This window comes from Lelliottia nimipressuralis (genome assembly GCF_041464075.1).
Taxonomy (GTDB): domain Bacteria; phylum Pseudomonadota; class Gammaproteobacteria; order Enterobacterales; family Enterobacteriaceae; genus Enterobacter; species Enterobacter nimipressuralis.
The window spans coordinates 1,663,894-1,689,552 of the sequence record NZ_CP167172.1 but is presented as its reverse complement, the minus strand read 5'-3'; the positions used below and the strand labels follow the sequence as shown (position 1 = coordinate 1,689,552).

Below are 25,659 nucleotides of genomic sequence, written 5' to 3'. Positions count from 1 at the left end.
CGTTACATTGAATATGTGATTTAAATCACTCTTCGTTCTCTTCCTGCAATTCATCCCACATGGCCGAGATCGCTTCACGGGTCAGCGGTGCCATGGTGCGCCAGAAAGGAGATGTGGCGTGGGCTTCAATCTTACCGAGGAAAGCGCCGCACCAGGGGAGAATGTAATCCCCAAACAGCGTTTCCAGAGCTTCGCTTTCATCGTCACCGGCGTGATCTTCAATCCACGAGGCCGCCAGCAGCAGCGTGCCGATATGGTCGGCAGGCGCATCGCTCAGGGGCATACCGCGCTCGGAGAGGAACGCGCGCACTTCAGATTCCGTCGCCCCCTCTTCCCAGGAAGAGCGATACGGTGAAACGCGCCCCTCTTCGCCCACAAACAGGGCGTTATAATCCGCCGAAATCTGCTGCATATCGCAGCTCTTTTGCAGGCGTTGCAGTAGCTCGTCCTGCTCCAGCGGCCAGTTGTCCGCGAGCTTACCTTCGCGAATCAGCGTAAAGAGCGGAACCAGCAGCGGATCTTGCGGCTGGCGATAGTACAAGGTGCCCAGTACGCGGCAAAGGATTGAAAACTCGTTCATTTAATTATTCCATGACTGTATTAAAGTTCAGCAAATTCAGCGATCGGTGGCATGCCACGCGATTCGAGGAAATCCAGCATCCGACGCGGGGCAACATTAAGAATACGCTCTTCCGGGAACCCGACTTCATCTAACACTTTCCTGCACTCGCCAAATTCCCCCAGCGTAAAAGCGGTGTGGGAATCAGAGCCCAGCGCCACCATTCCGCCAGCATCACGCACCGCCGCCGCCACTGCGCGACAGTTGGCTTCGCTGCCAATACGCGAATGGGTAAAGGAGGAGTTATTGATTTCCAGCGCCACGCGGTGTTTTGCCGCCGCCTGGGCGACCGCCTGAATGTCGATTGGGAATTTCGGGTTGCCAGGGTGGCTGATAATGTGGACGTTGCCGCTGGCAATCGTCGCGATCATCGCCTGAGTGTGGGTCTCTTTATCCTGAGGAGCAAACACCGGTTCATGAAAACCGGCGATAATCAGATCCAGAGAGGTCAGCATCGGGCCAGTACAGTCGATCTCGCCGTCCGTGTTTTTAATGTTCGCCTCGATGCCGCGCAGTATCCCGACGCCATCCACCAGACGAGGCCAGATGCGCATATTTACAAAGTGCCAGTAGTGCGGCGCATCAGCCATATCCGGGCCGTGATCGGTGATCGCAAAAAGCGTAATCCCTCTCAGTTTGGCTTGCGCGATGTAGTCATGAAGGGTGCTGTACGCGTGGGTGCTGGCGACGGTGTGCATATGCAGGTCTACGGGATACATCTCTCTCTCCTCTGATGTTTTACCCCAAGGATAGCAGGTATACCCGGCGAATATCAGCAAAAACCCGGCAAAAGCCGGGTTGCGGTTAGTAGCCTCGCTGCCTGTCGACCTGTCCGGTCGCGGCTTTCCCCTGCTCCAGCAGCGCTATCGTGCGGGCGATGTAATCCACGGCTTCTGCCGGGCGGGTGACAGCGGCAATATGCGGCGTCATCGCCACGCGCGGATGCGCCCACAGCGGGCTCTCTTCCGGCAACGGTTCACGGCTGTAGACATCCAGCATCGCCCCTTTCAGCTTACCGCTGTCGAGCGCTTTAAGCAGATCCGCTTCCACCAGATGCACGCCGCGCGCCAGGTTCATCACATAGCTTTGATCCGGCAGTTGGTTCAGCAGATCCTGATTGATAATCCCGACCGTTTCCGCCGTATTCGGCAGCAGGTTGATCAGCACGCGCGTCCCTTTCAGGAAGGCCGGCAGTTCGTCATGACCGGCAAAACTCTCCACGCCAGGATACGTCTTACGCGTGCGACTCCAGCAGCGCAGCGGGAATCCCCACGGCGCGAGGGCTTCCGCCACTTTTGATCCCAGCACGCCCGCACCCAGCAGGCCGACGGTAAAATCTTCGCGCTGATAATCGGCTAACGGTTCCCAGCGCGATTGTTGCTTCAGCGCCTGATAGTCGTCAAAACGGCGGAACCAGTGCAGAACCTGGCTCACCGCGTATTCCTGCATTTGCTGGCCCATACCGGTATCTTCGAGGCGGAACAGGGGAATATGTTCTGGCAACATCTCCGGATGCGCTTTTAATTTGCTCAGGATGGAATCCACGCCCGCGCCGAGGGCGAAGACCGCTTTCAGATTGCGCCCCTGCAACATCTCCACCGGCGGATGCCAGACGAGCGCATAATCCGCATGTTCGTTATCGCCCCGCTTCCATTCACGCACGCGCGCGCCCGGAATGGCTGTCGACAGCGCCTTAATCCAGTAAGGGGTATCAAACGTCGGGTGGTAAAAGATGATATCCATAAATGACTCCTGCTTTTTATTGCGATGTTTTATATGTGTTTTCAAGAGGATTATCAGGATAACAAATATTGCGCAGGGTGTGTTGATGATAAAAAAAGCGCTTTCAGCACATTCAGGAATCACATTGCTGAAACTTTATCTAAACACGCCAAATAACTGAAAAAGTTGATTGACGGCGATGCCCCTTTTACTTACATTAGCGCCCGTCCCAGCAACAACGGGATGACAATACGGTGAGGTGTCCGAGTGGCTGAAGGAGCACGCCTGGAAAGTGTGTATACGGCAACGTATCGAGGGTTCGAACCCCTCTCTCACCGCCATATTTGAAGAAGAGCTCGCATGAAAATGCGGGCTTTTTTTTCGTCTGTCGTTTGGGTCTACTCCTCGACAATCCGCGCGTATTCTTCGGCCAGAAAATCCACCAGCGTGCGCACAGAAGGCAACAGCCCGCGCCGCGAAGGATACACTGCGTGAATGACTTCCCGCTGCGGCTCCCACTCGCTCAGTACCCTGACCAGCTCACCGCGCGCCAGCTGCTCCTTGACCATTAAAACGGGTAACTGGACCACGCCGACGCCAGCCGATGCCGCTTCGCGCAGCGCCAGCATATCGGAGGTGATATAACGCGGCGTAAAGTGGATCTCCGCCTTCGCGCCCGCAGGCCCGGTCAGCGCCCATTTGTGAACCTGCTTGCCCGCCCCCATGCTCAGTCCGGGCCACTGGCTGAGTTCAGCAGGCGCTGTCGGTGTGCCCAGCCTTTCAATCAGCTGCGGGCTCGCCACCAGACAGTGACCGCGATCGGCGAGCACACGCAGGACCAGATCGCTATCGTCAAAGGGCCGTGGTCGGACGCGAATTGCCACATCAATCCCCTCCGCCACCACATCCACACGCCGGTTGGTGGCTTCCAGCTGCAGATTCACGCCCGGATAGCGGACCATAAATCGCGCCAGCATCGGGCCAATATGGACATGCAGCAGCGTTACCGGACAGGTTATGCGCACCATTCCGCGCGGCTCTGCCTGTAAAGCGGCGACGGCCTCCTGCGCCGCCTCGGCTTCTACCAGCATCGCTTTGCAGTGCTGATAAAAGGTATGGCCGATGTCGGTGACCGTAAACTGCCGCGTGGTACGCTGTATTAATCGCACGCCCAGCCGCTCCTCAAGCTGCGCAATACGACGGCTGAGGCGGGATTTCGGTAAATCACAGGCCCGCCCTGCCGCGGCAAATCCGCCGTGGTCCACCACTTTCACAAACCACGCAAAATCATTGAGATCCTGCATTTCGCCTCCATCGTCCTGTTTATGGAACAGTGAGTATTAATTTCACACTCTACCGGGATATTAATGTCGAATATAAGCTAATACACATCAACCGAACAGCAGGAGAAAAACATGAAACAGGTTACTGGCGTCTATACCGCACCGCGTCCCCACTGGGTGGGCGACGGTTTCCCGGTACGCTCAATGTTCTCTTACCAGACTCACGGCGAAGCCCTCAGCCCTTTCCTGCTGCTGGACTATGCAGGCCCGCACGTTTTCCCCGGCGATGGCGTGAAACGCGGTGTGGGTGAGCATCCCCATCGCGGCTTTGAAACGGTGACCATTGTCTATTCGGGCGACGTAGAGCATCGCGATTCAACCGGTAAAGGTGGCGTGATTGGTCCGGGCGATGTGCAATGGATGACCGCCGGTGCGGGCATTTTGCATGAAGAGTTTCACGCCGATGCCTTCTCGCGCCAGGGCGGTGAGCTGAAGATGATGCAGCTGTGGGTCAACCTTCCGGCGAAGCACAAAATGGCCACTCCGGGCTACCAGAGCATCACCAAAGCGGCGATCCCGGTCGTGGCGCTGCCCGATAACAGCGGCGAGCTGCGGGTGATTGCCGGTCAGTATGGCGATACACAAGGCCCGGCGCGCACCTTCTCGCCCCTCAACGTATGGGACATTGCCCTGCATCAGGGCGGCCATCTGAGCCTGAACCAGCCGGATGGCTGGAGCACGGCGCTGGTGGTGGTCGAAGGCAGCATCACAGTGAATGGCACCACCGAAGCCGGTGAAGCCCAGCTGGTGGTGCTGAGCCAGAGCGGGGATAAACTGCATCTTGAAGCTACCCGTGACGCAAAAGTGCTGCTGATGTCCGGCGAGCCGTTAAACGAGCCGATTGTCGGTTACGGTCCGTTCGTGATGAACACCAAAACCGAGATCGCAGAGGCGATCGGTGATTTTAATTCCGGTCGTTTTGGTCAGATGTGAGCATAAACCGGCAGAGATGATTATTGCTTAACCGAACAGCCACTCGGGCATAAAATTTGCTTGACCGTTTTAGCGCAACTCCCTATAGTAGCGCCCCGTTGCCCCCGAGAGGTCAGGCAGCGAAACAATACGGTGAGGTGTCCGAGTGGCTGAAGGAGCACGCCTGGAAAGTGTGTATACGGCAACGTATCGAGGGTTCGAACCCCTCTCTCACCGCCATATTTAGAGAAGAGCTCGCATGAAAATGCGGGCTTTTTTTTCGTCTGTCGTTTGGGTTCCCCAGAAAGCAAAGCCCGGTTTCCCGGGCTTTGTCATCTGCAGCAAATTCAGTCGTAGGCAAGCAGTGCGCGCTGGCACAGAACCGAGCGTACGCAATCATCTTTGTTGAAACGCACCACCCCAACCATGTCATCTTCCACAAAACGTGCCAGCGCATCGCTCAGGCCCGATTTGACACCCGACGGCAGGTCGCACTGGGTGATATCGCCGTTGACGATAACGGTCACGTTTTCCCCGAGGCGCGTTAAAAACATCTTCATTTGCGCTGCGGTCACGTTCTGAGCCTCGTCGAGAATGACGACCGCATTTTCAAATGTACGTCCGCGCATATAGGCGAACGGCGCGATTTCCACCTTACCAATCTCTGGTCGCAGGCAGTACTGCATAAAAGAAGCCCCCAGGCGTTTCACCAGCACGTCATAGACAGGCCGGAAATACGGGGCGAACTTCTCTGACATATCGCCGGGCAAGAAGCCGAGATCTTCATCGGCCTGCAATACCGGACGGGTGACGATAATTCTGTCCACATCCTTATGAATCAGAGCCTCCGCCGCCTTGGCAGCACTTATCCACGTTTTCCCGCATCCGGCTTCACCGGTTGCGAAGATCAGCTGTTTACTCTCGATAGCATTCAGGTAGTGCGCCTGAGCTTCATTGCGGGCGGCAATTGGGGAGTTATCACGGCTGTCTCGCGCCATGCCAATTGCTTCTACGCCGCCACTCATCTGCACAAGCGAGGTGACCGACTCTTCTTCACGCTGTTTATGGCTACGTGAATCCCGTCTCAGCACACGTTTTGCTTCGCGACGAGCTTTGATCACTGCTTTTTGTCTTCCCATGGATAGCACCTTGAGTTGTTGGTATTCATCACACGCGCCGTTGGCAGCGCGATTATGCGCACGAACATCTGAGGTTTGGCTTCCTTGTAAGCCCTTGCTTGCCTTTTGGAATGACGATGCAAAACGGCTACGCGCACCGTTCTGCACGCCGGATAAGTTCTTTTGAGGTATTGGGGAGGAGAATTTAATGGTGAAGAAATCGCTGCCGGAGTCAGAGCCTCCGCGCCGGGTGCTGCGGTTGTTATGTTTAACTTGTCCAGTACAGGACCCAACCATTCGCGATCTCCATAGTGAATCGTTATCACTGCCGGGAACTACCGCTGTCTTATATTAAGTACATCAGGATTTATCACAAATGCAACATATTTTTTACCTGAACGCAACTTTTTCAGACTCGCCCTGCAGCTGAGTTCAGTCTCATACAGAAATATGACAGAAATATAACAGTGAGGGTCATAGGAAAAAATAATCTCCCCGCGCGGGTGGCGGGGAGAATAATCAGGCTTCGATCAGCCCTTGGGCGAGATACGCGGTGTTATCGCGCACGCCCGGCAGAGCAAAGAAATACCCGCCGCCGATAGGTTTTATGTACTCTTCCAGCGCCTCGCCGTTTAACCGCTTCTGCACGGTTAAAAAGCCCTTCTCCAGATCGTGCTGATAGCAGACAAACAGCAGGCCCATATCCAGCTGCCCGGAGTTGGTCACGCCCAGCGAATAGCTGTAGCCGCGACGCATCATCAGGCTGGACTCGGTTTCCGGCGTTCGCGGGTTCGCCAGACGAATATGGCTATCGAGCGCGATGGTATCCCCGTCCGGATCGTTTGCGTAATCCGGTACATCGTGTTCGTTTTTCATGCCCAGCGGCGCACCGCTCTGCTTGTCACGACCGAAAATGGTTTGCTGCTCTTTCAGCGGCGTGCGATCCCAGAACTCCACGTGGAACTGGATAATGCGCACCGCCTGATAAGTGCCGCCCACCGCCCACGCCGGTTCGCCCTGATCCGCCGTGGTCCAGACCACGTTTTTCATCAGCGCCGCATCGCGGCTGTCCGGGTTGGCCGTTCCGTCTTTAAAGCCGAGCAGATTGACCGGCGTCTCTTTTCCCTGGCTGCGCGCCGCGTGATCGGAGATAAACCCTTCCCGCTTCCAGCGCACGCTGAGCAGATCCGGCGTGTACTTGATGATATCGCGCAGGGCGTGGATCACCGTATCCTGGGTATTGGCGCAGATCTGGATCAGCAGATCGCCATGACAGAGCGCGGCGTCGAGAGAATCGTTCGGAAAACGCGTCATCTTTTGCAGCGTTTTCGGTTTCTGTTTCTCAAGCCCGTAGCGGGCATCAAACAGCGACTCGCCAACGGAAACCGTGACCGTCAGGTTATCCGGGGCGATAAACGGCCCCAGAATACCCGAATCCATCGGCGGCATCCGCGGGTTCGGCGTTTCCGGCGCCGGGCCGCCTGCCGTCAGAAACGCAATCCGCTTCGTCAGCAAGCGAAACAGACGTTCCAGATCCGCTTTATCGCTCGCCAGCGAATCAAACGCCACCACCATCATCGCCGCCTGCTGCGGCGTCAGGATCCCGGCCTGATGTTCACCGTAGAACGGCTGCGTCTCCATGCGTGCATTCGGGGAGAGGGTTCCCGGCGCGCTTTGCGGTTTGGCCGCATGCGCCACCGGGCAACCCCCCGCCAGAGCGAGCGCGCCGCCAAGCGCCCCCACCCCTTTTAACAATCGACGGCGCGACGGTTCTGCTACGTCGATTTCGTGATGTTTACTCATAATGCTTAGTCCAGACCCAGTACGCCACGCAGCTGTGCCAGATCTTCCGCCAGCGTTGTGATTGGCCCTTTCAGCGCATTCCGGTCGGCGTCCGTCAATTTGTCGTAAGTCTCATACCCGTCTTTGGTACGGTACTTCGCCAGAATGGTATTCACTTTCTTGAAGTTGGCATCCACTTTCGCCAGCAGTTCGCTGTTGTCTTTCTGCAGCTGCGGACGCAGCAGGTCTACAATCTTCTGCGCGCCGTCAACGTTCGCCTGGAAATCCCACAGGTCGGTGTGGCTGTAACGATCTTCTTCGCCACTGATTTTGCTGGCCGCCACTTCTTCAATCAGGCCAGCCGCGCCGCCCACCACTTTTGACGGCGGGAAAGCCAGCTCGCTAATGCGTTTTTGCAGATCCAGCACGTCGGTATTCAGCTGCTCCGCGTACTTCTCCATCCCTTTGGTGGAGTTGTCGCCAAACAGCGCTTTCTCCAGACGGTGGAAGCCGGTGAATTTCGGATCGGCGGCTTTCTGCTCGTAATCATCTTCACGGGCGTCGATGCTGCCGTCGAGGTCAGAGAACAGCTCGGCAATCGGTTCGATACGCTCGTAGTGCTGGCGCGTTGGCGCGTACAGAGATTTGGCTTTCTCGATATCACCCGCTTTTACCGCGTCGGTAAAGGCTTTGGTACCGGCAACCAGGTCAGCGGTCTCTTTGGTCACGTAGGCTTTATAGGCGGTGATCGCCTCGCCCAGACTCAGCAGCGCTTCGCCTTTCGCCGCATCCGCCGTGGCTTCGCCTTTGACGATCAGCTTGCCTTTCGGGTTGGTCAGCAGGCCGCAGGTCATGTCATATTCGCCCGGCTGCAGGTTAGCCGTCATTTTCTGGGTAAAGCCTGGCGCGATGTTTTCACGCTCTTCCACCACCATCACGCCTTTGAGGATTTCCCACTCCAGCGCCTTCTGGCTATGGTTCTGAATGATAAACTGGGTTTTACCGCTGTTGACCGTGATGGTCATCGGCTCACACTGTTTATCGTTCACGGTGACTTTCACCTGAGGAACATCTGCCGCGCCCGCTGAGAATGCAAACGCAAACAGCGCTGCCACACCTGCCTGTAATGCAGTACGTCGAAATTGAATTGCCATGACCCTTCCCTTTCTAAAAGTATGTATAAACAACACGAAGCACTTCAGGGCGCAGTACGCGACGGCTGAGTACTGGGGCGTGATGGCATAAAGAACAGCACCAGCGCCGGAATGAGATAGATGAAATACATCGCCACTTCGCTGACGCTCGGCGTTTCCTGATAGCCGAAGATGCCTTCGAGCAGGGTGCCGGTCAGAGAGTGGGTGGAGAGCGTATTACTGAAATCGAACGCAACGTCCTGGAAGTGGTTCCACAGGCCCGCCTCGTGGAAGGCGCGAATCGCCCCTGCCGCCAGCCCGGCGGCGACCAGCAGAATGAACAGGCTGGTCCATTTGAAGAACGCGCCAAGGTTCAGGCGAATGCCGCCCCAGTAGAGCATGAATCCCAGCACAATCGCGGTGGCGAGACCCAGCATCGCGCCGAGCGGCGGCCAGATCCCCACGTCCTGCTGGAACGCCGCCAGCAGGAAGAAGACTGACTCCAGCCCTTCGCGGGCGACGGCGAAAAAGACCATCCCAATCAGCGCCCAGCCGTGGTGGTTGCCCTTTTGCAGCGCGTGATCGACAGCCTGCTCCAGCTGCACTTTGACGTTACGCGAGACTTTGCGCATCCAGAACACCATCCAGGTGAGGATCACCACGGCGATCACCGCCACGATCCCTTCGAACAGCTCCTGCTCTTTTTGCGGGAATTCACCGGTGGTTTCGTTAATCAGGATCCCGAGACCTAAACAGAGTGCGGCGGCGAGAATAACGCCAATCCACATCACACCAATCCAGCGGCCGCGCTGGGTGCGCTTCAGGTAGCTGGCAATCAGACTGACAATTAAGGCCGCTTCAAGCCCTTCACGTAACATAATGAGAAATGGAACAAACATGCCGACACCTTAAATGTTTATCGCGGTCAACTGGTGCAAAGAAAGGTAAATAACTGTGATAGTGATTATCATTACGGCAGAAAGAAAAACAAGCGAATTGTGTCAGGTTTTGATGACCAGTTGTAAATCCATCGCCGGTTAATAGTTACGATCGTTACCGTTATGTATATAACTTATAACGTAAATGCCCATTTACGGTTTCCCTGCCCTATGGCTAAATAAGCGCTTCGTTTACCTGCTGAAAATTCAAAATGTATAACTTTGTTCATTTCCTGCTGGCGCTGGTCATTATTCTTGCGCTCGCCTGGCTGGTGAGTTTCGACCGCCGAAAAATTCGTATTCGTTATGTTTTACAGCTTATTGTGATTGAAATTGCGCTGGCGTTCTTTTTCCTGCACGCCGAAAGCGGTCTCTTCGTGATTAAATATGTCTCCGGTTTCTTTGAATCCCTGCTGAAATTTGCCGCGGAGGGCACCAATTTTGTCTTTGGCGGAATGGGTGAAAAAGGGCTGGCGTTCATTTTCCTCGGCGTGTTGTGTCCGATTATCTTTATTTCTGCCCTGATCGGTATTCTCCAGCACTGGCGAATTCTGCCGATTTTTATTCGTCTGATCGGCACCCTGCTGTCAAAACTGAATGGCATGGGCAAGCTGGAATCCTTTAACGCCGTCAGCTCACTCATTCTCGGCCAGTCGGAAAACTTCATTGCTTACAAAGGGGTGCTCGGCGATCTCTCGTCTCGTCGTCTGTTCACCATGGCGGCGACGGCGATGTCCACCGTTTCCCTGTCGATCGTCGGCGCTTATATGACCATGCTTGATGCGAAATTCGTGGTCGCGGCGCTGATCCTCAATATGTTCAGCACCTTTATTATTCTGTCGGTCATTAACCCGGCAAGCCCGGAAGCCGAGCCGGAAATCAAACTGGAAAAACTGCACGAATCCCAGAGCTTCTTTGAGATGCTGGGCGAGTATATTCTGGCCGGTTTTAAAGTGGCGATGATTATTCTGGCGATGCTGATTGGCTTTATTGCCCTTATTAGCGCCGTCAACGCCCTCTTCTCCAGCCTGTTTGGAATGAGCTTCCATCAGATCCTTGGCTATGTATTTTATCCGCTGGCGTGGCTGGTGGGCATTCCCCTGAGTGATGCGCTGAACGCGGGCAGTATTATGGCGACCAAACTGGTGGCAAATGAATTTGTGGCGATGATTGAGCTGCAAAAAATTGCCGGTCAAATGACACCGCGCGGGCTGGGCATTCTCTCTATCTTCCTGGTGTCGTTCGCCAACTTTGCCTCTATCGGCATCGTGGCCGGGGCGATCAAAGGGCTGAATGAGAAACAAGGCAACGTGGTATCTCGCTTTGGTCTGCGTCTGGTGTACGGCGCGACGCTGGTGAGCTTGCTGTCGGCAAGCTTTGCGGGGCTGGTGCTTTAACACCGTTTGTCGAACAGATGATATGCAGGCCGGGTCAGCGTTAGTGCCACCCGGCTTTTTCTTGCAACAATAACAATGAGGATAGCGAACAATGACCATCAAAACAGGGCTTATGGTTGCCGCACTTTTCATGCTGGCCGGCTGCAACGCCCCCTCGCATACGGCTCCTGACGCCACCTGCAAAGTGGATAACCAGATGCAGCAAACCACGCTCTATTTCGGTCTGAATCGTCCGGCGGGTTCCGCCATCACCGGGCAGGAGTGGCAGCAGTTTGTCGATCAGGACGTGACGCCGCGTTTTCGCGATGGCTTAACGGTGTTTGATGCGCGCGGACAGTGGCTGGGCAATGACGGGAAAGTGGCGCGTGAGCCAAGTAAAGCGTTGATGCTGATCCACGGGAAAGATGCTCAGAGCGAGAGCAATATCGAAGCATTACGCGGGATCTACAAATCACGGTTTGCACAGGAGTCGGTGATGCGCGTTGATCAACCGGTCTGCGTGCAGTTCTGACAAATAAAAAGCCGGGCGGCGACGACGCCTTACCCGGCTTTGAACACCTGTTAACGCTTATTCAGGCTGTAACTTTACCGGCGGTGCCGTGTGGTAATGCGCATCCGCTTCGGCAAAACGTTCCTGCATAGCCGCCGACGGCGCTTTCCCCAGCAGGCTGAACACCACAATCCCGATGCTGCCGAAGATAAAGCCTGGAATGATTTCATACAGGCCCAGCCACGCGAACTGTTTCCAGACGATAACCGTCATCGCACCGATGATCATCCCCGCCAGCGCGCCGTTTCGGGTCATGCGTGACCAGAGTACCGAGAACAGCACCACCGGACCAAAGGCCGCACCGAAGCCCGCCCAGGCGTAGCTCACCAGGCCCAGCACGCGGTTTTCCGGGTTTGCGGCCAGCGCGATAGAGACCAGCGCCACCGCCAGCACCATAAAGCGTCCGACCCACACCAGCTCTTTCTGGCTCGCGCCTTTACGCAGGAAGGCCTTGTACAGATCTTCTGTAATGGCGCTTGAGCACACCAGCAGTTGACAGCTCAGGGTCGACATCACCGCCGCCAGAATCGCCGACAGTAAAATCCCGGCAATCCACGGGTTAAACAGAATCTGCGCCAGCTCGATAAACACGCGCTCGGCGTTCTGGTTTACCGCCCCCGCCTGCGCCGGGTTGTTATTGAAGTACGCAATGCCGAAGAAGCCGACCGCAACCGCACCCGCCAGGCACAGGATCATCCACGTCATACTGATACGACGCGCATGCACGATGCTGTGGTGAGAGTCCGCCGCCATGAAACGCGCCAGAATGTGCGGCTGGCCGAAGTAGCCCAGGCCCCAGCCCATCAGTGAGATGATGGCCACGAAGTTCAGCCCTTTGAGCATATCGATGTTTTCAATGCTCTTTTGCTTGATCACTTCCAGCGAATCGCCAAACCCGCCGACGGTGATAATCACAATCACCGGGGTGAGAATCAGGGCGAAAATCATCAGACTCGCCTGCACGGTATCCGTCCAGCTCACGGCCAGGAAGCCACCGACGAAGGTATAAAGGATGGTGGCTGCAGCACCGGCCCAGAGTGCGGTTTCATAGCTCATGCCGAAAGTGCTTTCGAACAGACGAGCCCCGGCGACAATCCCGGACGCACAGTAGATGGTGAAGAACAGCAGGATCACCAGCGCGGAGATAATACGCAGCACGCGGCTTTTATCTTCGAAACGGCTGGTGAAATAGTCCGGAAGCGTCAGTGCGTTGTTGTTCACTTCGGTGTGAACACGCAAACGACCGGCCACCAGTTTCCAGTTAATCCATGCCCCGATACACAGGCCGATGGCAATCCAGCTTTCGGAAATCCCGGAGATGAAAATCGCGCCCGGTAACCCCATCAGCAGCCAGCCGCTCATGTCGGAAGCGCCCGCTGACAGCGCGGTCACGAAGGGCCCTAGACTACGCCCACCTAAAATATAGTCGTCAAAGTTTTTGGTCGAACGCCATGCAATAAACCCTATCAGGATCATGCCAAAAATATAAACGAGAAATGTCACCAGCATCGGTGTGCTAATAGCCATTTAAAATCTCCAAAAATATCGAGCGACAGCCGTCCGGGCTGCCTTATTATTCGATTATCGGAACGTGATAATCATGAGTGTATTTCGGTTGGGCGCGCGTATCCTGCCGTAAGCGCTCCACATGCACAAATGATTTAACACTGCATTTACATCAAATTCATCCCTGGATTTATAGGTCTTTCGTATAGGTTGCACTCGCTCACGCTTTTACGGGTTGCACCTTTTAAAAGTGTTAAGTGCCGCATAAAAACGGGCTTCACACGCAGAATCTCATCGTATTTACCAGCTTACTTATCGTTAACAATCCATTCATTTTTCAGCTTGCAGTCCAGGTCACATTTAACACGGTTGCACAAAGTTGCAACATGGTGGATATTTCACGCTAACGAACGAACATCACTAAAGATCAACAGGAGTTACTGGCATGGGCATGACCACCATGGGGGTTAAGCTGGATGACGCGACCCGCGAACGGATTAAGAGCGCTGCAACCCGCATCGACCGCACGCCGCACTGGCTGATTAAACAGGCCATTTTTAATTATCTGGAACGTCTGGAAAACGAAGACGACTTACCGGAACTGCCTGCCCTGCTGGCGGGTGCCGCCAACGAAAGCGAAGACGCTGCCGCCATCGCCGAAGAGAACCACCAGCCGTTCCTCGACTTTGCCGAGCAGATCCTGCCGCAGTCCGTGAGCCGCGCCGCGATCACCGCCGCGTATCGTCGCGCCGAAACCGACGCCGTGCCGATGCTGCTGGAGCAGGCACGTCTGCCGGAGCCGATTGCGTCCCAGGCGCACAGCCTGGCGTATCAGCTCGCCGACAAACTGCGTAATCAGAAATCCGCCAGTGGTCGCGCCGGTATGGTGCAAGGGCTGCTGCAGGAGTTCTCCCTCTCCTCGCTGGAAGGCGTGGCGCTGATGTGCCTCGCGGAAGCGCTGCTGCGTATTCCGGACAAAGCCACGCGCGATGCATTAATCCGCGACAAAATCAGCAACGGTAACTGGCACTCGCACATTGGCCGCAGCCCGTCGCTGTTCGTCAACGCTGCCACCTGGGGCCTGCTGTTTACCGGCAAACTGGTCTCCACCCATAACGAAGCCAACCTTTCCCGCTCCCTGAACCGCATTATTGGTAAGAGTGGCGAACCGCTGATCCGCAAAGGCGTGGACATGGCGATGCGTCTGATGGGCGAGCAGTTCGTCACCGGTGAAACCATCTCCGAAGCGCTGGCCAATGCCCGCAAGCTGGAAGATAAAGGCTTCCGCTACTCTTACGACATGCTCGGTGAAGCGGCCCTGACCGCCGCCGATGCCCAGGCTTACATGGTCTCGTACCAGCAGGCGATCCACGCGATTGGTAAAGCCTCGAACGGGCGCGGCATTTACGAAGGGCCGGGGATTTCCATCAAGCTCTCCGCCCTGCACCCACGCTACAGCCGCGCTCAGTACGATCGCGTAATGGATGAACTCTACCCGCGCCTGAAATCCCTGACTCTGCTGGCGCGCCAGTACGATATCGGGATTAACATCGATGCCGAAGAGGCCGACCGCCTGGAGATCTCCCTCGATCTGCTGGAAAAGCTGTGCTTCGAGCCAGAGCTGGCGGGCTGGAACGGTATCGGCTTCGTCATTCAGGCCTATCAGAAACGCTGTCCGTTTGTGATTGATTATCTGATTGACCTCGCCTCCCGCAGCCGCCGTCGCTTGATGATCCGTCTGGTGAAAGGCGCGTACTGGGACAGCGAAATCAAACGTGCGCAGATGGACGGGCTGGAAGGCTATCCGGTCTACACCCGTAAGGTCTATACCGACGTTTCTTACCTCGCCTGTGCGAAAAAACTGCTTAACGTGCCGAACCTGATTTACCCGCAGTTCGCCACCCACAACGCCCATACGCTGGCGGCGATCTACAGCCTGGCCGGGCAAAACTACTATCCGGGCCAGTACGAGTTCCAGTGCCTGCACGGCATGGGTGAACCGCTGTACGAACAGGTCACCGGTAAAGTGGCGGAAGGCAAACTGAACCGACCGTGCCGTATTTATGCTCCGGTTGGTACGCACGAAACGCTGCTTGCCTATCTGGTGCGTCGTCTGCTGGAAAACGGCGCGAACACCTCCTTCGTCAACCGTATTGCTGATACCACACTGCCGCTTGATGAACTGGTTGCCGATCCGGTGCAGGCCGTGGAAAAAATGGCAGCGCAGGAGGGCCAGCTCGGCCTGCCGCATCCGAAAATTGCCCTGCCGCGTGAACTGTACGGCAGCGATCGCACCAACTCAGCGGGTCTGGATCTGGCGAACGAACACCGTCTGGCGTCCCTCTCCTCCGCCCTGCTCAACAGCGCCCTGCAGAAATGGCAGGCGAAGCCGATTCTCGAACAGCCCGTTGACGCAGGCGACATGCAGCCGGTGATCAACCCGGCCGAGCCGAAAGATATCGTCGGTTTTGCCCGCGAAGCCACCGCCCAGGAAGTCGAGCTGGCGCTGGAAAACGCCGTCAACAATGCGCCAATCTGGTTCGCAACGCCGCCGCAGGAGCGTGCCGCGATCCTCGAACGCGCCGCCGTGCTGATGGAAGGCCAAATGCAACAGCTGATTGGCATCCTGGTGCGCGAAGCCGGGAAAACCTTCAGCAACGCCATCGCCGAAGTGCGCGAAGCGGTCGACTTCCTGCACTACTACGCCGGTCAGGTACGCAACGACTTCGATAATGAAACTCACCGCCCGCTGGGTCCGGTAGTCTGTATCAGCCCGTGGAACTTCCCGCTGGCGATCTTTACCGGCCAGATTGCTGCCGCGCTTGCCGCCGGTAACAGCGTGCTGGCGAAACCCGCTGAACAGACGCCGCTAATTGCCGCTCAGGGTATTCAGATCTTGCTCGAAGCCGGTGTTCCGGCAGGCGTGGTACAGCTTCTGCCGGGGCGCGGTGAAACCGTCGGCGCTCAGCTGACCTCTGACAACCGCGTGCGCGGTGTGATGTTTACCGGTTCCACGGAAGTGGCAACGCTGCTGCAACGCAACATCGCCACCCGTCTCGATCCGCAGGGGCGTCCGACGCCACTGATCGCCGAAACGGGCGGGATGAACGCGATGATCGTCGACTCCTCCGCCCTGACCGAACAGGTGGTGGTGGACGTGCTGGCCTCGGCCTTCGACAGCGCCGGACAACGTTGCTCCGCCCTGCGTGTGCTGTGCCTGCAGGATGATATCGCCGACCACACGCTGAAAATGCTGCGCGGTGCGATGGCAGAATGCCGGATGGGTAACCCAGGCCGACTGACCACTGACATTGGCCCGGTGATTGACGCCGAAGCCAAAGCCAATATCGAACAGCACATTCAGGCGATGCGTGCCAAAGGCCGTCCGGTCTTCCAGGCGGTTCGCGAGAACAGCGAAGACGCCCGCGAATGGAACACCGGCACCTTTATTGCGCCGACGCTTATTGAGCTTTCCAGCTTTGACGAGCTGAAAAAAGAGGTCTTCGGCCCGGTGCTGCACGTGGTGCGCTACAGCCGCAACAACCTCGAGGCGCTGGTCGATCAGATTAACGCCTCCGGCTACGGCCTGACCCTCGGCGTGCATACCCGTATCGACGAAACCATCGCTCAGGTGACGGGCAGCGCCAAAGTCGGCAACCTCTACGTCAACCGCAACATGGTGGGCGCGGTGGTCGGCGTGCAGCCGTTCGGCGGCGAAGGCTTGTCCGGCACCGGTCCGAAAGCCGGTGGCCCGCTCTACCTGTATCGTCTGCTGGCGAACCGTCCGGAGAACGCACTCGGCGTGACCCTGGCGCGTCAGGATGCGGAACGTCCGGTGGATGCGCAGCTGAAAACGCTGCTGACTCAGCCGCTGGAGGCGCTGACCAAATGGGCGGAAAAACGCCCGGAACTGCACGCCCTGTGCCAGCAGTATGGCGAACAGGCGCAGGCCGGTACTCAGCGTCTGCTGCCCGGCCCAACCGGTGAGCGCAACACCTGGACGCTGATGCCGCGCGAGCGCGTGCTGTGCATCGCCGACAACGAACAGGACGCGCTGGTCCAGCTGGCTGCCGCTGCGGCAACGGGCTGTGAAGTGCTGTGGCCGGAGGATGGTCTGCACCGCGATCTCGCCAAACAGCTGCCGAAAGAGGTGTCTGCGCGCATCACCTTCGCGAAACCGGACGTGATCACCACACAGGCCTTCGACGCCGTGATTTACCACGGCGATTCCGATCAGCTGCGTGAGCTGTGCGAGCAGGTGGCGGCGCGCGACGGCGCGATTGTGTCGGTGCAGGGCTTCGCGCGCGGTGAAACCAATTTGCTGCTGGAGCGTCTGTACGTTGAGCACTCTCTTAGCGTCAACACGGCGGCCGCAGGCGGTAACGCCAGCCTGATGACAATCGGCTAATCGTATAGCTACAATGAACCCGTAGGCCGGATAAGCGTAGCGCGTCCGGCTTTTTTATACGGAGGGTAAAATGAAACGACTATTGATTGCCGGCGCGGTATTGCTCTTCAGCGCTAACGCGCTGGCGGATGAGTGTGCCAGTGCGACCACCCAGACCGATCTGAACACCTGCACCGCCCAGCAATATCAGGCGGCAGATAAAAAACTGAATCAGACGTACCAGGCCGTGATGAAGCGTGCTGCCGCGCCCCAGCGTGATTTACTGAAAAAGGCCCAGCAGGCGTGGATTGGACTGCGTGATGCCGACTGTGCCTTTGCCGGTTCCGGCACCGAAGGCGGCAGCATCCAGCCGATGATCATTAATCAGTGCATGACGGAAAAAACCGTCGAGCGCGAGGCGTTTCTGGCCTCGCTGATGCAGTGCGAAGAAGGCGATTTAAGCTGCCCGCTTCCGCCAGGCAATTAACGCAGGCGAATCCCTTCAATAATCAGACGCTGCACGTTATCCACCGCACTCTGGAAAAACGCTTCATCCTGGAGCGTTTTTCCGGTCACGGCTTCAACCTGGCTGGCAAAGTCAGCGTAGTGTTGGGTCGAGGCCCAAATCATGAAAATCAGGTGCTGCGGATCGATTGGCGCCAGCTTTCCGCTCGCCACCCAGCCCGCAATGATGGCCGATTTGTCGTCGATCAGCTGCTTTAAATCCCCCGTCAGTTCCGCCTGCAATAGCGGCGCACCCTGCAGCATCTCCATGCAGAACAGCTTCGACGCCTGCGGATGGTCGCGGGAGACCTCCAGCTTGAGGCGAATATACTCTTTGATCGCCACCAGCGGCGTCAGTTCTTCGCGAAACGCTTTCAGCGGCGCCAGCCAGATATCGAGAATTTGCTGCAGAACGGCGACATAGAGCGCTTCTTTCGACGGGTAGTAGTAGAGCAGATTGGTTTTCGACACGCCGGACAGCTCCGCCACCTGCTCCAGACGCGTGCCATGAATGCCGAACCGGGAAAAGGTCTCCAGTGCGGCTTTCAGAATGGCCTGCTTCTTGGCGCTCACCGCCCGCGAACGTTTACCTGCTGTTTGCACTGCGCCTTGTGTCATGCCTGCTCTCCTTGTTGATGTGCGTTCAGCATAGCAAAACCCCTCGCTTCTCACGACATTCTGCACCTCAATCGCGCATAACTGCCTGATTTGTGTGCATCGCTTTTGACCAGTTAGTCCACTTTTACCGGCATCTTTTTAACAACCATCAGTTAACACACTAATAACAAAGCCATTTTCAAAACTGGCATTCCCTTTGCAAAACCTTCATCACGAGGCTGAACAGGAAATGCAGGATGCAGCGCCACGTCTGACTTTCACCCCACACTGAGTTGAAGAGAGGTTCGTGATGAAAATTGGCGTATTCGTCCCTATCGGCAATAACGGCTGGCTAATCTCCTCCCATGCGCCGCAGTACATGCCGACCTTCGAGCTGAACAAAGCCATTGTGCAAAAGGCGGAGCATTACCATTTCGATTTTGCGCTCTCGATGATCAAGCTGCGCGGTTTCGGCGGCAAAACCGAATTCTGGGATCACAATCTGGAGTCCTTCACGCTGATGGCGGGCCTGGCGGCGGTGACCTCACGCATTCAGATTTACGCGACGGCCGCCACCCTCACCCTGCCGCCGGCGATTGTGGCGCGAATGGCGTCGACCATTGACTCTATCTCCGGCGGTCGTTTCGGCGTGAATCTGGTGACCGGCTGGCAAAAACCGGAATACGAGCAGATGGGGCTGTGGCCGGGCGATGAGTATTTCTCGCGCCGCTATGACTATCTCACCGAGTACGTGCAGGTCCTGCGCGATCTGTGGGGCACCGGCAAGAGCGATTTCAAGGGCGATTACTTCACCATGAACGACTGCCGCGTCAGCCCGCAGCCCTCCACACCGATGAAAGTGATCTGCGCCGGACAAAGCGACGCAGGCATGGCGTTCTCGGCGCAGCACGCAGATTTCAACTTCTGCTTCGGCAAAGGCGTCAACACCCCGGCCGCTTTCGCGCCGACTGCAGCGCGGATGAAAGAAGCGGCGGAAGTGACCGGGCGCGAGGTCGGTTCTTATGTGCTGTTTATGGTGATCGCCGACGAAACCGACGAGGCCGCACGGGCGAAATGGGAGCATTACAAAGCCGGTGCCGATGAAGAAGCCCTGAGCTGGTTGACGGAACAGAGCCAGAAAGACACGCGTTCCGGCTCGGACACCAACGTGCGCCAGATGGCAGACCCGACCTCCGCGGTCAACATTAATATGGGCACGCTGGTCGGCTCTTACGCCAATGTGGCGCGAATGCTTGATGAAGTTGCCAGCGTGCCCGGTGCCGAAGGCGTGTTGCTGACCTTTGATGATTTCCTTACCGGCGTGGAGACCTTTGGCGAGCGCATTCAGCCGCTAATGCAGTGCCGCGCACATATTCCCGCCGTCACCAGGGAGGTTGCGTAATGACGACGTTACAGGCACGCCCGGAAGCCATCACCTTTGCGCCTGAACAGAGCGCGCTGATCGTGGTGGATATGCAAAACGCCTACGCAAGCCAGGGCGGTTATCTGGATCTGGCCGGATTTGACGTCTCGGCCACCCGCCCGGTGATCGACAACATCAATACCGCCGTTGCCGCCGCCCGCGCGGCGGGCATGCTCATTATCTGGTTCCAGAACGGCTGGGACGATCAGTACGTGGAAGCCGGTGGCCCCGGCTCGCCTAACTTCCACAAATCCAACGCGCTGAAAACCATGCGCAAACAGCCGGAGCTACAGGGCAAACTGCTGGCAAAAGGTGGCTGGGATTACCAGCTGGTGGATGAACTGGTGCCGCAGCCCGGCGATATCGTGCTGCCCAAACCGCGTTACAGCGGCTTTTTCAACACCCCGCTCGACAGCCTGCTGCGCAGCCGTGGCATTCGCCATCTGGTCTTCACCGGGATCGCCACCAACGTCTGCGTGGAATCGACCCTGCGCGACGGCTTTTTCCTGGAGTATTTCGGCGTGGTGCTGGCAGACGCAACGCACCAGGCCGGGCCGGAGTTCGCGCAGCAGGCCGCCCTGTTCAATATCGAAACCTTTTTTGGCTGGGTCAGCACCGTCGCCGAGTTTTGCGATGCCGTCTCCCCGCCATCGTTAGCCCGTATCGCCTGAGGAGCCACACTATGCCGAAATCCGTGATCATTCCCGCAGGCACCAGCACGCCGATTGCGCCCTTTGTACCCGGCACGCTCGCCGACGGCGTGGTGTATGTCTCCGGCACGCTGCCGTTTGATAAGCACAACAACGTGGTCTATCCCGACGACCCAAAGGCGCAAACCCGCCACGTTCTCGAGACCATCAGGAGCGTTATCGAAACGGCGGGTGGAACGATGGAGGACGTGACCTTCAACAGCATTTTTATCACCGACTGGAAAAACTACGCCGCGATTAACGAAATTTACGCCGAGTTTTTCCCCGGCGACAAACCGGCACGGTTCTGTATCCAGTGCGGACTGGTAAAGCCCGAGGCACTGGTCGAAATCGCCACCGTTGCGCATATCGGAAAATGAGGTTGCCATGAAAATATCCGTTTCTCCGCCTCCGTACACCGGTGCGCCGGTGGTAGTTCTCATTGCCGGGCTGGGCGGCGCGGGAGGCTACTGGCTGCCGCAGCTGGCAGTGCTGGAGCAAGAGTATCAGGTGGTGTGCTACGACCAGCGTGGGACCGGGAATAATCCCGAGGCGTTGCCCGAGGGCTATTCTCTCGCGCAGATGGCGCAGGAGCTGTATCTGGCGCTGACAGAGGCAGGCATTCCGCGCTTTTGCGTGGTGGGACACGCGCTGGGGGCGCTGGTCGGCCTGCAGTTAGCACTCGATCACCCTGAGGCGCTCACCGCGCTGGTGTCCGTCAACGGCTGGCTAACGTTAAACGCCCATACCCGCCGCTGCTTTCAGATCCGCGAGCGTCTGCTGCATGCGGGCGGCGCGCAGGCCTGGGTGGAGGCGCAGCTCCTGTTTCTCTACCCCGCAGACTGGATGGCGGCCCGTGGCCCGCGCATGGAGGCCGAAGAGGCGCTGGCGCTCGCCCATTTCCAGGGGAAAGCGAATCTGCTGCGTCGGCTTCAGGCCCTGAAACAGGCGGATTTTAGCCGGGATGCGGCGCGGATTCGTTGCCCGGTGCAGGTGATCTGCTCCGCAGACGATCTGCTGGTGCCTGCCGTCTGTTCGTCTGCGCTGCACGCCGCGCTGCCCCACAGCGAAAAAGTGGTGATGCGCCAGGGCGGACACGCCTGCAACGTCACCGATCCCGATACGTTTAATACGCTATTGCTGAACGGGCTTGCCAGCCTGCTGCATACGCGTGAAAAAGTGCTATAAGGAGCCGCCATGAGCGAAGCCATCAACCCGAGCGCGCTGAAAACGCTCTTTACCGACGCCCGAACGCACAACGGCTGGCAGGATATTCCGGTCAGCGATGAGACGCTGCGTGAGATTTACGACCTGATGAAATGGGGACCGACCTCCGCCAACTGTTCCCCCGCGCGGATCGTGTTTGTTCGCACGCCCGAAGGCAAAGAAAAACTGGCGCCGGCCCTCTCCAGCGGCAACCTGGCAAAAACCCTCGCCGCGCCCGTCACGGCGATTGTGGCGTGGGACAGCGAATTTTATGAGCGCTTACCTGAACTGTTCCCCCACGGCGATGCCCGCAGCTGGTTTACCACCAGCCCGGAACTTGCCCAGGAGACGGCGTTTCGCAACAGCTCCCTGCAGGCGGCCTATCTGATTTTCGCCTGTCGCGCTCTGGGGCTGGATACCGGGCCGATGTCCGGCTTTGATCCGCAAAAAGTGGATGCAGCCTTTTTCACCGGCACCAGCCTGAAAAGCAATCTGCTGATAAATATCGGGTATGGCGATGCGAGCAAAGTCTATGCCCGACTGCCGCGTCTGACCTTTGAAGATGCCTGCGGGCTGGCGTAAGGAGCAAACATGAGCGTACCGAATCAACAAACCTTTCGCGACGCGATGGCCTGCGTCGGCGCGGCGGTGAATATCATCACCACCGATGGCCCTGCCGGTCAGGCGGGATTTACCGCCAGCGCCGTGTGCAGCGTGACCGACTCACCGCCGACGCTGCTGGTGTGCCTGAATCGCGGCGCGTCCGTCTGGCCGACGTTTAGCGAAAACCGCACCTTGTGCGTCAATACCCTCTGCGCCGGACAAGAGCCGCTGTCTAACCTGTTCGGCGGGAAAACACCGATGGCGGAACGCTTCGCGGCGGCAAACTGGCAGACCGGTGAAACGGGCTGCCCACGGCTGGAGGAGGCTCTGGCGTCGTTTGACTGCCGCATCAGCCAGGTGGTCAGCGTTGGTACCCACGACATTCTGTTTTGCGACATTGTCTCCATTACCCGCCACCCCGCGCCGCAGGGACTGGTGTGGTTTGATCGCGGCTATCACGCACTCCTGCGACCCGCCTGTTAACCCTCCTTAAGGAGACAGCTCATGGCTTTGTTCAGTTTTCCCCACTGGCAGTTAACCTCGACCTCCACTGAACGCGGCGTGGTCGCGCCGGATGAGAGGCTTCCCGTCCTACCCACCGTGGTGATGGGGGTTCAGCATGCGGTCGCTATGTTTGGCGCGACGGTGCTGATGCCCATTCTGATGGGGCTTGATCCGAATCTGTCGATCCTGATGTCGGGGATTGGCACGCTGCTGTTCTTTTTCATCACCGGCGGGCGCGTGCCGAGCTACCTTGGCTCAAGTGCCGCTTTTGTCGGTGTGGTGATCGCCGCCACGGGCTATAACGGCCAGGGCATCAACCCCAATCTCAGCATCGCCCTCGGCGGCATTATCGCCTGCGGGTTTATCTACACCCTGATTGGCCTGGTGGTGATGAAGGTCGGCACCCGCTGGATCGAACGCCTGATGCCGCCGGTCGTGACCGGAGCGGTGGTGATGGCGATTGGCCTGAATCTTGCGCCTATCGCGGTGAAAAGCGTCTCCGGCTCGTCTTTTGATAGCTGGATGGCGGCGGTGACGGTGCTGTGCATTGGTCTGGTCGCGGTATTTACCCGAGGAATAATTCAGCGGCTGTTGATCCTGGTGGGACTGATCGCGGCCTGCCTGGTGTATGCCCTGATGACCAGCGTGCTTGGGCTGGGTAAACCGGTCGATTTTACGCTGGTGCAGAACGCCGCCTGGTTTGGTCTGCCGCACCTTACCTCCCCCACCTTTAGCGGGCAGGCGATGATGCTTATCGCGCCGGTCGCGGTGATTCTGGTGGCGGAAAACTTAGGCCATCTCAAAGCGGTCGCTGGAATGACCGGGCGTACCATGGACCCGTACATGGGGCGCGCGTTCGTGGGTGACGGGCTGGCCACGATGCTCTCTGGCGCCGTGGGCGGCAGCGGCGTGACGACATACGCGGAGAATATCGGCGTGATGGCGGTGACCAAGGTTTACTCCACGCTGGTGTTTGTCGCCGCGGCGGTGATTGCCCTGCTGCTGGGCTTTTCTCCGAAATTCGGGGCGCTGATCCATACCATTCCGGCGCCGGTGATTGGCGGAGCGTCGATTGTGGTGTTTGGTCTGATTGCCGTGGCAGGCGCTCGCATCTGGGTGCAGAACCGTGTGGATCTCAACCAGAACGGCAACCTGATTATGGTCGCCGTAACGCTGGTGCTCGGCGCAGGGGATTTCGCGCTGACGCTCGGCGGCTTTACTCTGGGCGGGATTGGGACGGCGACCTTTGGCGCGATTTTACTGAATGCGCTGCTGAGCCGGCGCACGGCTGAGGTTACTCAGGCTGAAGTAGTGCGTCAGGATTCCTGACAGAAGGTTTGTGCCGGGTAATGGCGCGTCGCCTTACCCGGCACAGGATAGCGCTGGCAGAGTGAATGGCCGCGCTTCAGGTTCAATACCGCGTTATTCGAGGGTCAGATCGGCCGCTTCACGGCGTCTTTTCTTTTTTAGCTTTAACTCACTGACCAGCACACCCAGCACGATAAACGCCGCACCTAACAGCGCCAGCAGCGGCAAACGTTCGCCCGCCAGACGGCCAAAAATACCGGCCCAGACCGGTTCACCGGTGTAGATGACGGTGGCGCGCGTGGGCGAAACGCTGCGCTGCGCCCAGTTCATTGTCACCTGAATAATGGCGCTGAAAATCCCCAGACCGAGCGCCACAACCACCAGCCCGGTGGACATCGGCGGCACCGATTCGCCCGCAGGCACCATCGCGATAAAGGCCACTATTGAGGCTGTTGCCAGCTGCACGACGGTCACCCGTTTAACGTCGACCTTTCCGGCCCAGGCGCTGATCAGAATAATTTCCGCCGCGATCGCCACCGCGCCAATCAGCGTAATGATTTCGCCCGGCCCCATCGCCAGCAGGTTGTCACCCGGTCCTGCTAGCAGGATCAGGCCAATAAACGCCAGCACAATACCCACGCAGGACATCAGCCCCGGCATTCTGCCCAGACACAGCCACTGCAGCAGCGGCACCAGCGGAACATACATCGCGGTAATAAACGCCGATTTGCTGCTGGGGATGGTCTGTAAACCCCAGGTTTGCAGGCTGTAGCCCATCGCGATAGCAACGCCGATCGCCACTCCAGCCTGTAGCTCTTTCAGGGTCAGTCCGCGCAGGGTTTTTAGTGAAATCAGCGCCACCGCAATCGCCGCCGTGGCAAAACGCAGCCCGACGAAGAAAAAGGGATCGCTGAGCGTCACCGCGTATTGCACCGCGAGGAACGTACCGCCCCAGAACATGGTGATCAGAATCAGGATCGATTCCTGGGGTTTGATGGAAAAGGCGTAACGAGAGGAGGACATGAGCTACCTGCAACAAGAGTCAATCCGCTAGTGTGCGATGGCTTTGGTTACAGTTCAATGTCATGAAACGAAAAAACCGCCGGGAAACCCGGCGGCAGGGGGATATTTCAGGTTGGGTGACACTGAAATGGGGAGACGCTAACTCTTATTACTGCTCCCGTGACTGTTTTTGCCCCCTTTTTTGCCAGCTTCAGATGCACGCTGCGGGTCATTCTTGAAGTTGCCCCCGCTCTGCTGGCCACCTTTACGACCTGCTTCTGATGCTCTGTCACGGTCTTCAGCGAAATTACCTGACCCACCACGATGGTTTGCCATCTCGAACCTCCAGAATATGAAACATTAGACATCATACTGCATTCAGTAAAAGAGGATTCTTTCACCTGACGACACAAGGT

General features: G+C 57.6%; 24 protein-coding genes and 2 tRNA genes. 14 read left to right on the top strand and 12 right to left on the bottom strand.

The window, feature by feature from the left end; all coding sequences use genetic code 11:
* Window positions 1–25: 25 nt before the first annotated feature.
* The 3 genes from ACB496_RS07810 to ghrA all read right to left on the bottom strand — a co-directional run bounded on the left by ACB496_RS07810 (window position 26) and on the right by ghrA (window position 2,362).
* The gene (locus ACB496_RS07810) at window positions 26–580 is read right to left on the bottom strand and encodes a molecular chaperone (RefSeq protein ID WP_194513316.1); all 555 of its coding nucleotides are present in this window, start codon (window positions 578–580) and stop codon (window positions 26–28) included.
* Window positions 581–600: 20 nt separating this feature from the next.
* On the bottom strand, window positions 601–1,338 hold the full coding sequence (locus tag ACB496_RS07805; protein WP_371974910.1) for a phosphatase: 738 nt from the start codon (window positions 1,336–1,338) through the stop codon (window positions 601–603).
* Between the two features lie 85 nt (window positions 1,339–1,423).
* Window positions 1,424–2,362 carry a glyoxylate/hydroxypyruvate reductase GhrA gene (gene ghrA, locus ACB496_RS07800; protein ID WP_102105562.1) on the bottom strand — a complete coding sequence of 313 codons (939 nt, stop codon included), beginning with the start codon at window positions 2,360–2,362 and terminating at the stop codon, window positions 1,424–1,426.
* 232 nt (window positions 2,363–2,594) lie between these two features.
* Here ghrA and ACB496_RS07795 point away from each other — a divergent pair.
* Window positions 2,595–2,682, top strand: a tRNA-Ser gene (locus ACB496_RS07795).
* Between the two features lie 57 nt (window positions 2,683–2,739).
* Here the strand turns inward: ACB496_RS07795 and ACB496_RS07790 are convergent.
* Entirely contained in the window at window positions 2,740–3,645 is a 906-nt protein-coding gene (locus ACB496_RS07790) for a LysR family transcriptional regulator (RefSeq protein WP_107703893.1), read from the bottom strand.
* Between the two features lie 111 nt (window positions 3,646–3,756).
* Between ACB496_RS07790 and ACB496_RS07785 the strand changes: the two genes are divergently transcribed.
* A complete protein-coding gene (locus ACB496_RS07785; protein WP_100780640.1) occupies window positions 3,757–4,617 on the top strand; it encodes a pirin family protein in 861 nt (286 codons plus the stop codon).
* A gap of 131 nt (window positions 4,618–4,748) precedes the next feature.
* Window positions 4,749–4,836: transfer RNA gene (locus tag ACB496_RS07780), tRNA-Ser, on the top strand.
* 107 nt (window positions 4,837–4,943) lie between these two features.
* Here the strand turns inward: ACB496_RS07780 and phoH are convergent.
* The 4 genes from phoH to efeU all read right to left on the bottom strand — a co-directional run bounded on the left by phoH (window position 4,944) and on the right by efeU (window position 9,528).
* Window positions 4,944–5,735: a phosphate starvation-inducible protein PhoH gene (gene phoH, locus ACB496_RS07775; RefSeq protein ID WP_174348619.1), complete on the bottom strand. Its 792-nt coding sequence runs from the start codon at window positions 5,733–5,735 to the stop codon at window positions 4,944–4,946.
* 498 nt (window positions 5,736–6,233) lie between these two features.
* On the bottom strand, window positions 6,234–7,517 hold the full coding sequence (efeB, locus tag ACB496_RS07770; protein WP_371974906.1) for an iron uptake transporter deferrochelatase/peroxidase subunit: 1,284 nt from the start codon (window positions 7,515–7,517) through the stop codon (window positions 6,234–6,236).
* A gap of 5 nt (window positions 7,518–7,522) precedes the next feature.
* A complete protein-coding gene (gene efeO / locus ACB496_RS07765) occupies window positions 7,523–8,650 on the bottom strand; it encodes an iron uptake system protein EfeO (RefSeq protein ID WP_371974904.1) in 1,128 nt (375 codons plus the stop codon).
* A gap of 44 nt (window positions 8,651–8,694) precedes the next feature.
* Window positions 8,695–9,528, bottom strand: a complete 834-nt coding sequence (gene efeU / locus ACB496_RS07760; RefSeq protein WP_100780644.1) for an iron uptake transporter permease EfeU — start codon at window positions 9,526–9,528, stop codon at window positions 8,695–8,697.
* Window positions 9,529–9,779: 251 nt separating this feature from the next.
* Here efeU and ACB496_RS07755 point away from each other — a divergent pair, with 251 nt between their 5' ends.
* Together ACB496_RS07755 and ACB496_RS07750 are read left to right on the top strand one after the other, a co-directional pair.
* Window positions 9,780–10,964, top strand: a complete 1,185-nt coding sequence (locus tag ACB496_RS07755; protein ID WP_371974902.1) for a NupC/NupG family nucleoside CNT transporter — start codon at window positions 9,780–9,782, stop codon at window positions 10,962–10,964.
* Window positions 10,965–11,055: 91 nt separating this feature from the next.
* Window positions 11,056–11,475, top strand: a complete 420-nt coding sequence (locus ACB496_RS07750; protein ID WP_371974900.1) for a DUF3574 domain-containing protein — start codon at window positions 11,056–11,058, stop codon at window positions 11,473–11,475.
* 57 nt (window positions 11,476–11,532) lie between these two features.
* On the opposite strand, the gene putP is transcribed toward ACB496_RS07750, so the two are convergent.
* Window positions 11,533–13,041: a sodium/proline symporter PutP gene (putP, locus tag ACB496_RS07745; RefSeq protein WP_371974898.1), complete on the bottom strand. Its 1,509-nt coding sequence runs from the start codon at window positions 13,039–13,041 to the stop codon at window positions 11,533–11,535.
* Between the two features lie 424 nt (window positions 13,042–13,465).
* Between putP and putA the strand changes: the two genes are divergently transcribed.
* Together putA and ACB496_RS07735 are read left to right on the top strand one after the other, a co-directional pair.
* Window positions 13,466–17,428, top strand: a complete 3,963-nt coding sequence (gene putA, locus ACB496_RS07740; protein WP_123429125.1) for a trifunctional transcriptional regulator/proline dehydrogenase/L-glutamate gamma-semialdehyde dehydrogenase — start codon at window positions 13,466–13,468, stop codon at window positions 17,426–17,428.
* 70 nt (window positions 17,429–17,498) lie between these two features.
* The gene (locus ACB496_RS07735; protein WP_371974896.1) at window positions 17,499–17,894 is read left to right on the top strand and encodes a lysozyme inhibitor LprI family protein; all 396 of its coding nucleotides are present in this window, start codon (window positions 17,499–17,501) and stop codon (window positions 17,892–17,894) included.
* On the opposite strand, the gene rutR is transcribed toward ACB496_RS07735, so the two are convergent.
* Complete coding sequence (gene rutR, locus ACB496_RS07730; protein ID WP_100780650.1) at window positions 17,891–18,529, bottom strand: HTH-type transcriptional regulator RutR; 639 nt, start codon at window positions 18,527–18,529, stop codon at window positions 17,891–17,893. The two genes, ACB496_RS07735 and rutR, sit on opposite strands and share 4 nt — an antisense overlap.
* A 289-nt stretch (window positions 18,530–18,818) precedes the next feature.
* On the opposite strand from rutR, the gene rutA reads away from it, so the two are divergent.
* The 7 genes from rutA to rutG are packed head-to-tail and all read left to right on the top strand — an operon-like array spanning window position 18,819 to window position 24,262.
* Entirely contained in the window at window positions 18,819–19,910 is a 1,092-nt protein-coding gene (gene rutA, locus ACB496_RS07725) for a pyrimidine utilization protein A (RefSeq protein ID WP_102105570.1), read from the top strand.
* Window positions 19,910–20,602 (top strand): pyrimidine utilization protein B, encoded by a 693-nt coding sequence (gene rutB / locus ACB496_RS07720; RefSeq protein WP_371974894.1) that lies wholly within the window; start codon window positions 19,910–19,912, stop codon window positions 20,600–20,602. The genes rutA and rutB overlap by 1 nt, the downstream gene beginning before the upstream one ends.
* A gap of 11 nt (window positions 20,603–20,613) precedes the next feature.
* Entirely contained in the window at window positions 20,614–21,000 is a 387-nt protein-coding gene (rutC, locus tag ACB496_RS07715; protein WP_100780653.1) for a pyrimidine utilization protein C, read from the top strand.
* Window positions 21,001–21,007: 7 nt separating this feature from the next.
* A complete protein-coding gene (gene rutD, locus ACB496_RS07710; RefSeq protein WP_371974891.1) occupies window positions 21,008–21,808 on the top strand; it encodes a pyrimidine utilization protein D in 801 nt (266 codons plus the stop codon).
* A gap of 9 nt (window positions 21,809–21,817) precedes the next feature.
* Window positions 21,818–22,408 carry a malonic semialdehyde reductase gene (locus ACB496_RS07705; RefSeq protein WP_194513303.1) on the top strand — a complete coding sequence of 197 codons (591 nt, stop codon included), beginning with the start codon at window positions 21,818–21,820 and terminating at the stop codon, window positions 22,406–22,408.
* Between the two features lie 9 nt (window positions 22,409–22,417).
* A complete protein-coding gene (gene rutF / locus ACB496_RS07700) occupies window positions 22,418–22,912 on the top strand; it encodes an NADH-dependent FMN reductase RutF (RefSeq protein ID WP_194513301.1) in 495 nt (164 codons plus the stop codon).
* Between the two features lie 21 nt (window positions 22,913–22,933).
* On the top strand, window positions 22,934–24,262 hold the full coding sequence (gene rutG / locus ACB496_RS07695; RefSeq protein WP_371974889.1) for a pyrimidine utilization transport protein G: 1,329 nt from the start codon (window positions 22,934–22,936) through the stop codon (window positions 24,260–24,262).
* A 93-nt stretch (window positions 24,263–24,355) separates the two neighbouring features.
* Here rutG and ACB496_RS07690 read toward each other — a convergent pair whose 3' ends face one another.
* Window positions 24,356–25,264, bottom strand: a complete 909-nt coding sequence (locus ACB496_RS07690) for a DMT family transporter (protein ID WP_371974886.1) — start codon at window positions 25,262–25,264, stop codon at window positions 24,356–24,358.
* Window positions 25,265–25,402: 138 nt separating this feature from the next.
* Window positions 25,403–25,579, bottom strand: a complete 177-nt coding sequence (locus ACB496_RS07685) for a general stress protein (RefSeq protein WP_100780659.1) — start codon at window positions 25,577–25,579, stop codon at window positions 25,403–25,405.
* Window positions 25,580–25,659 lie beyond the last annotated feature (80 nt).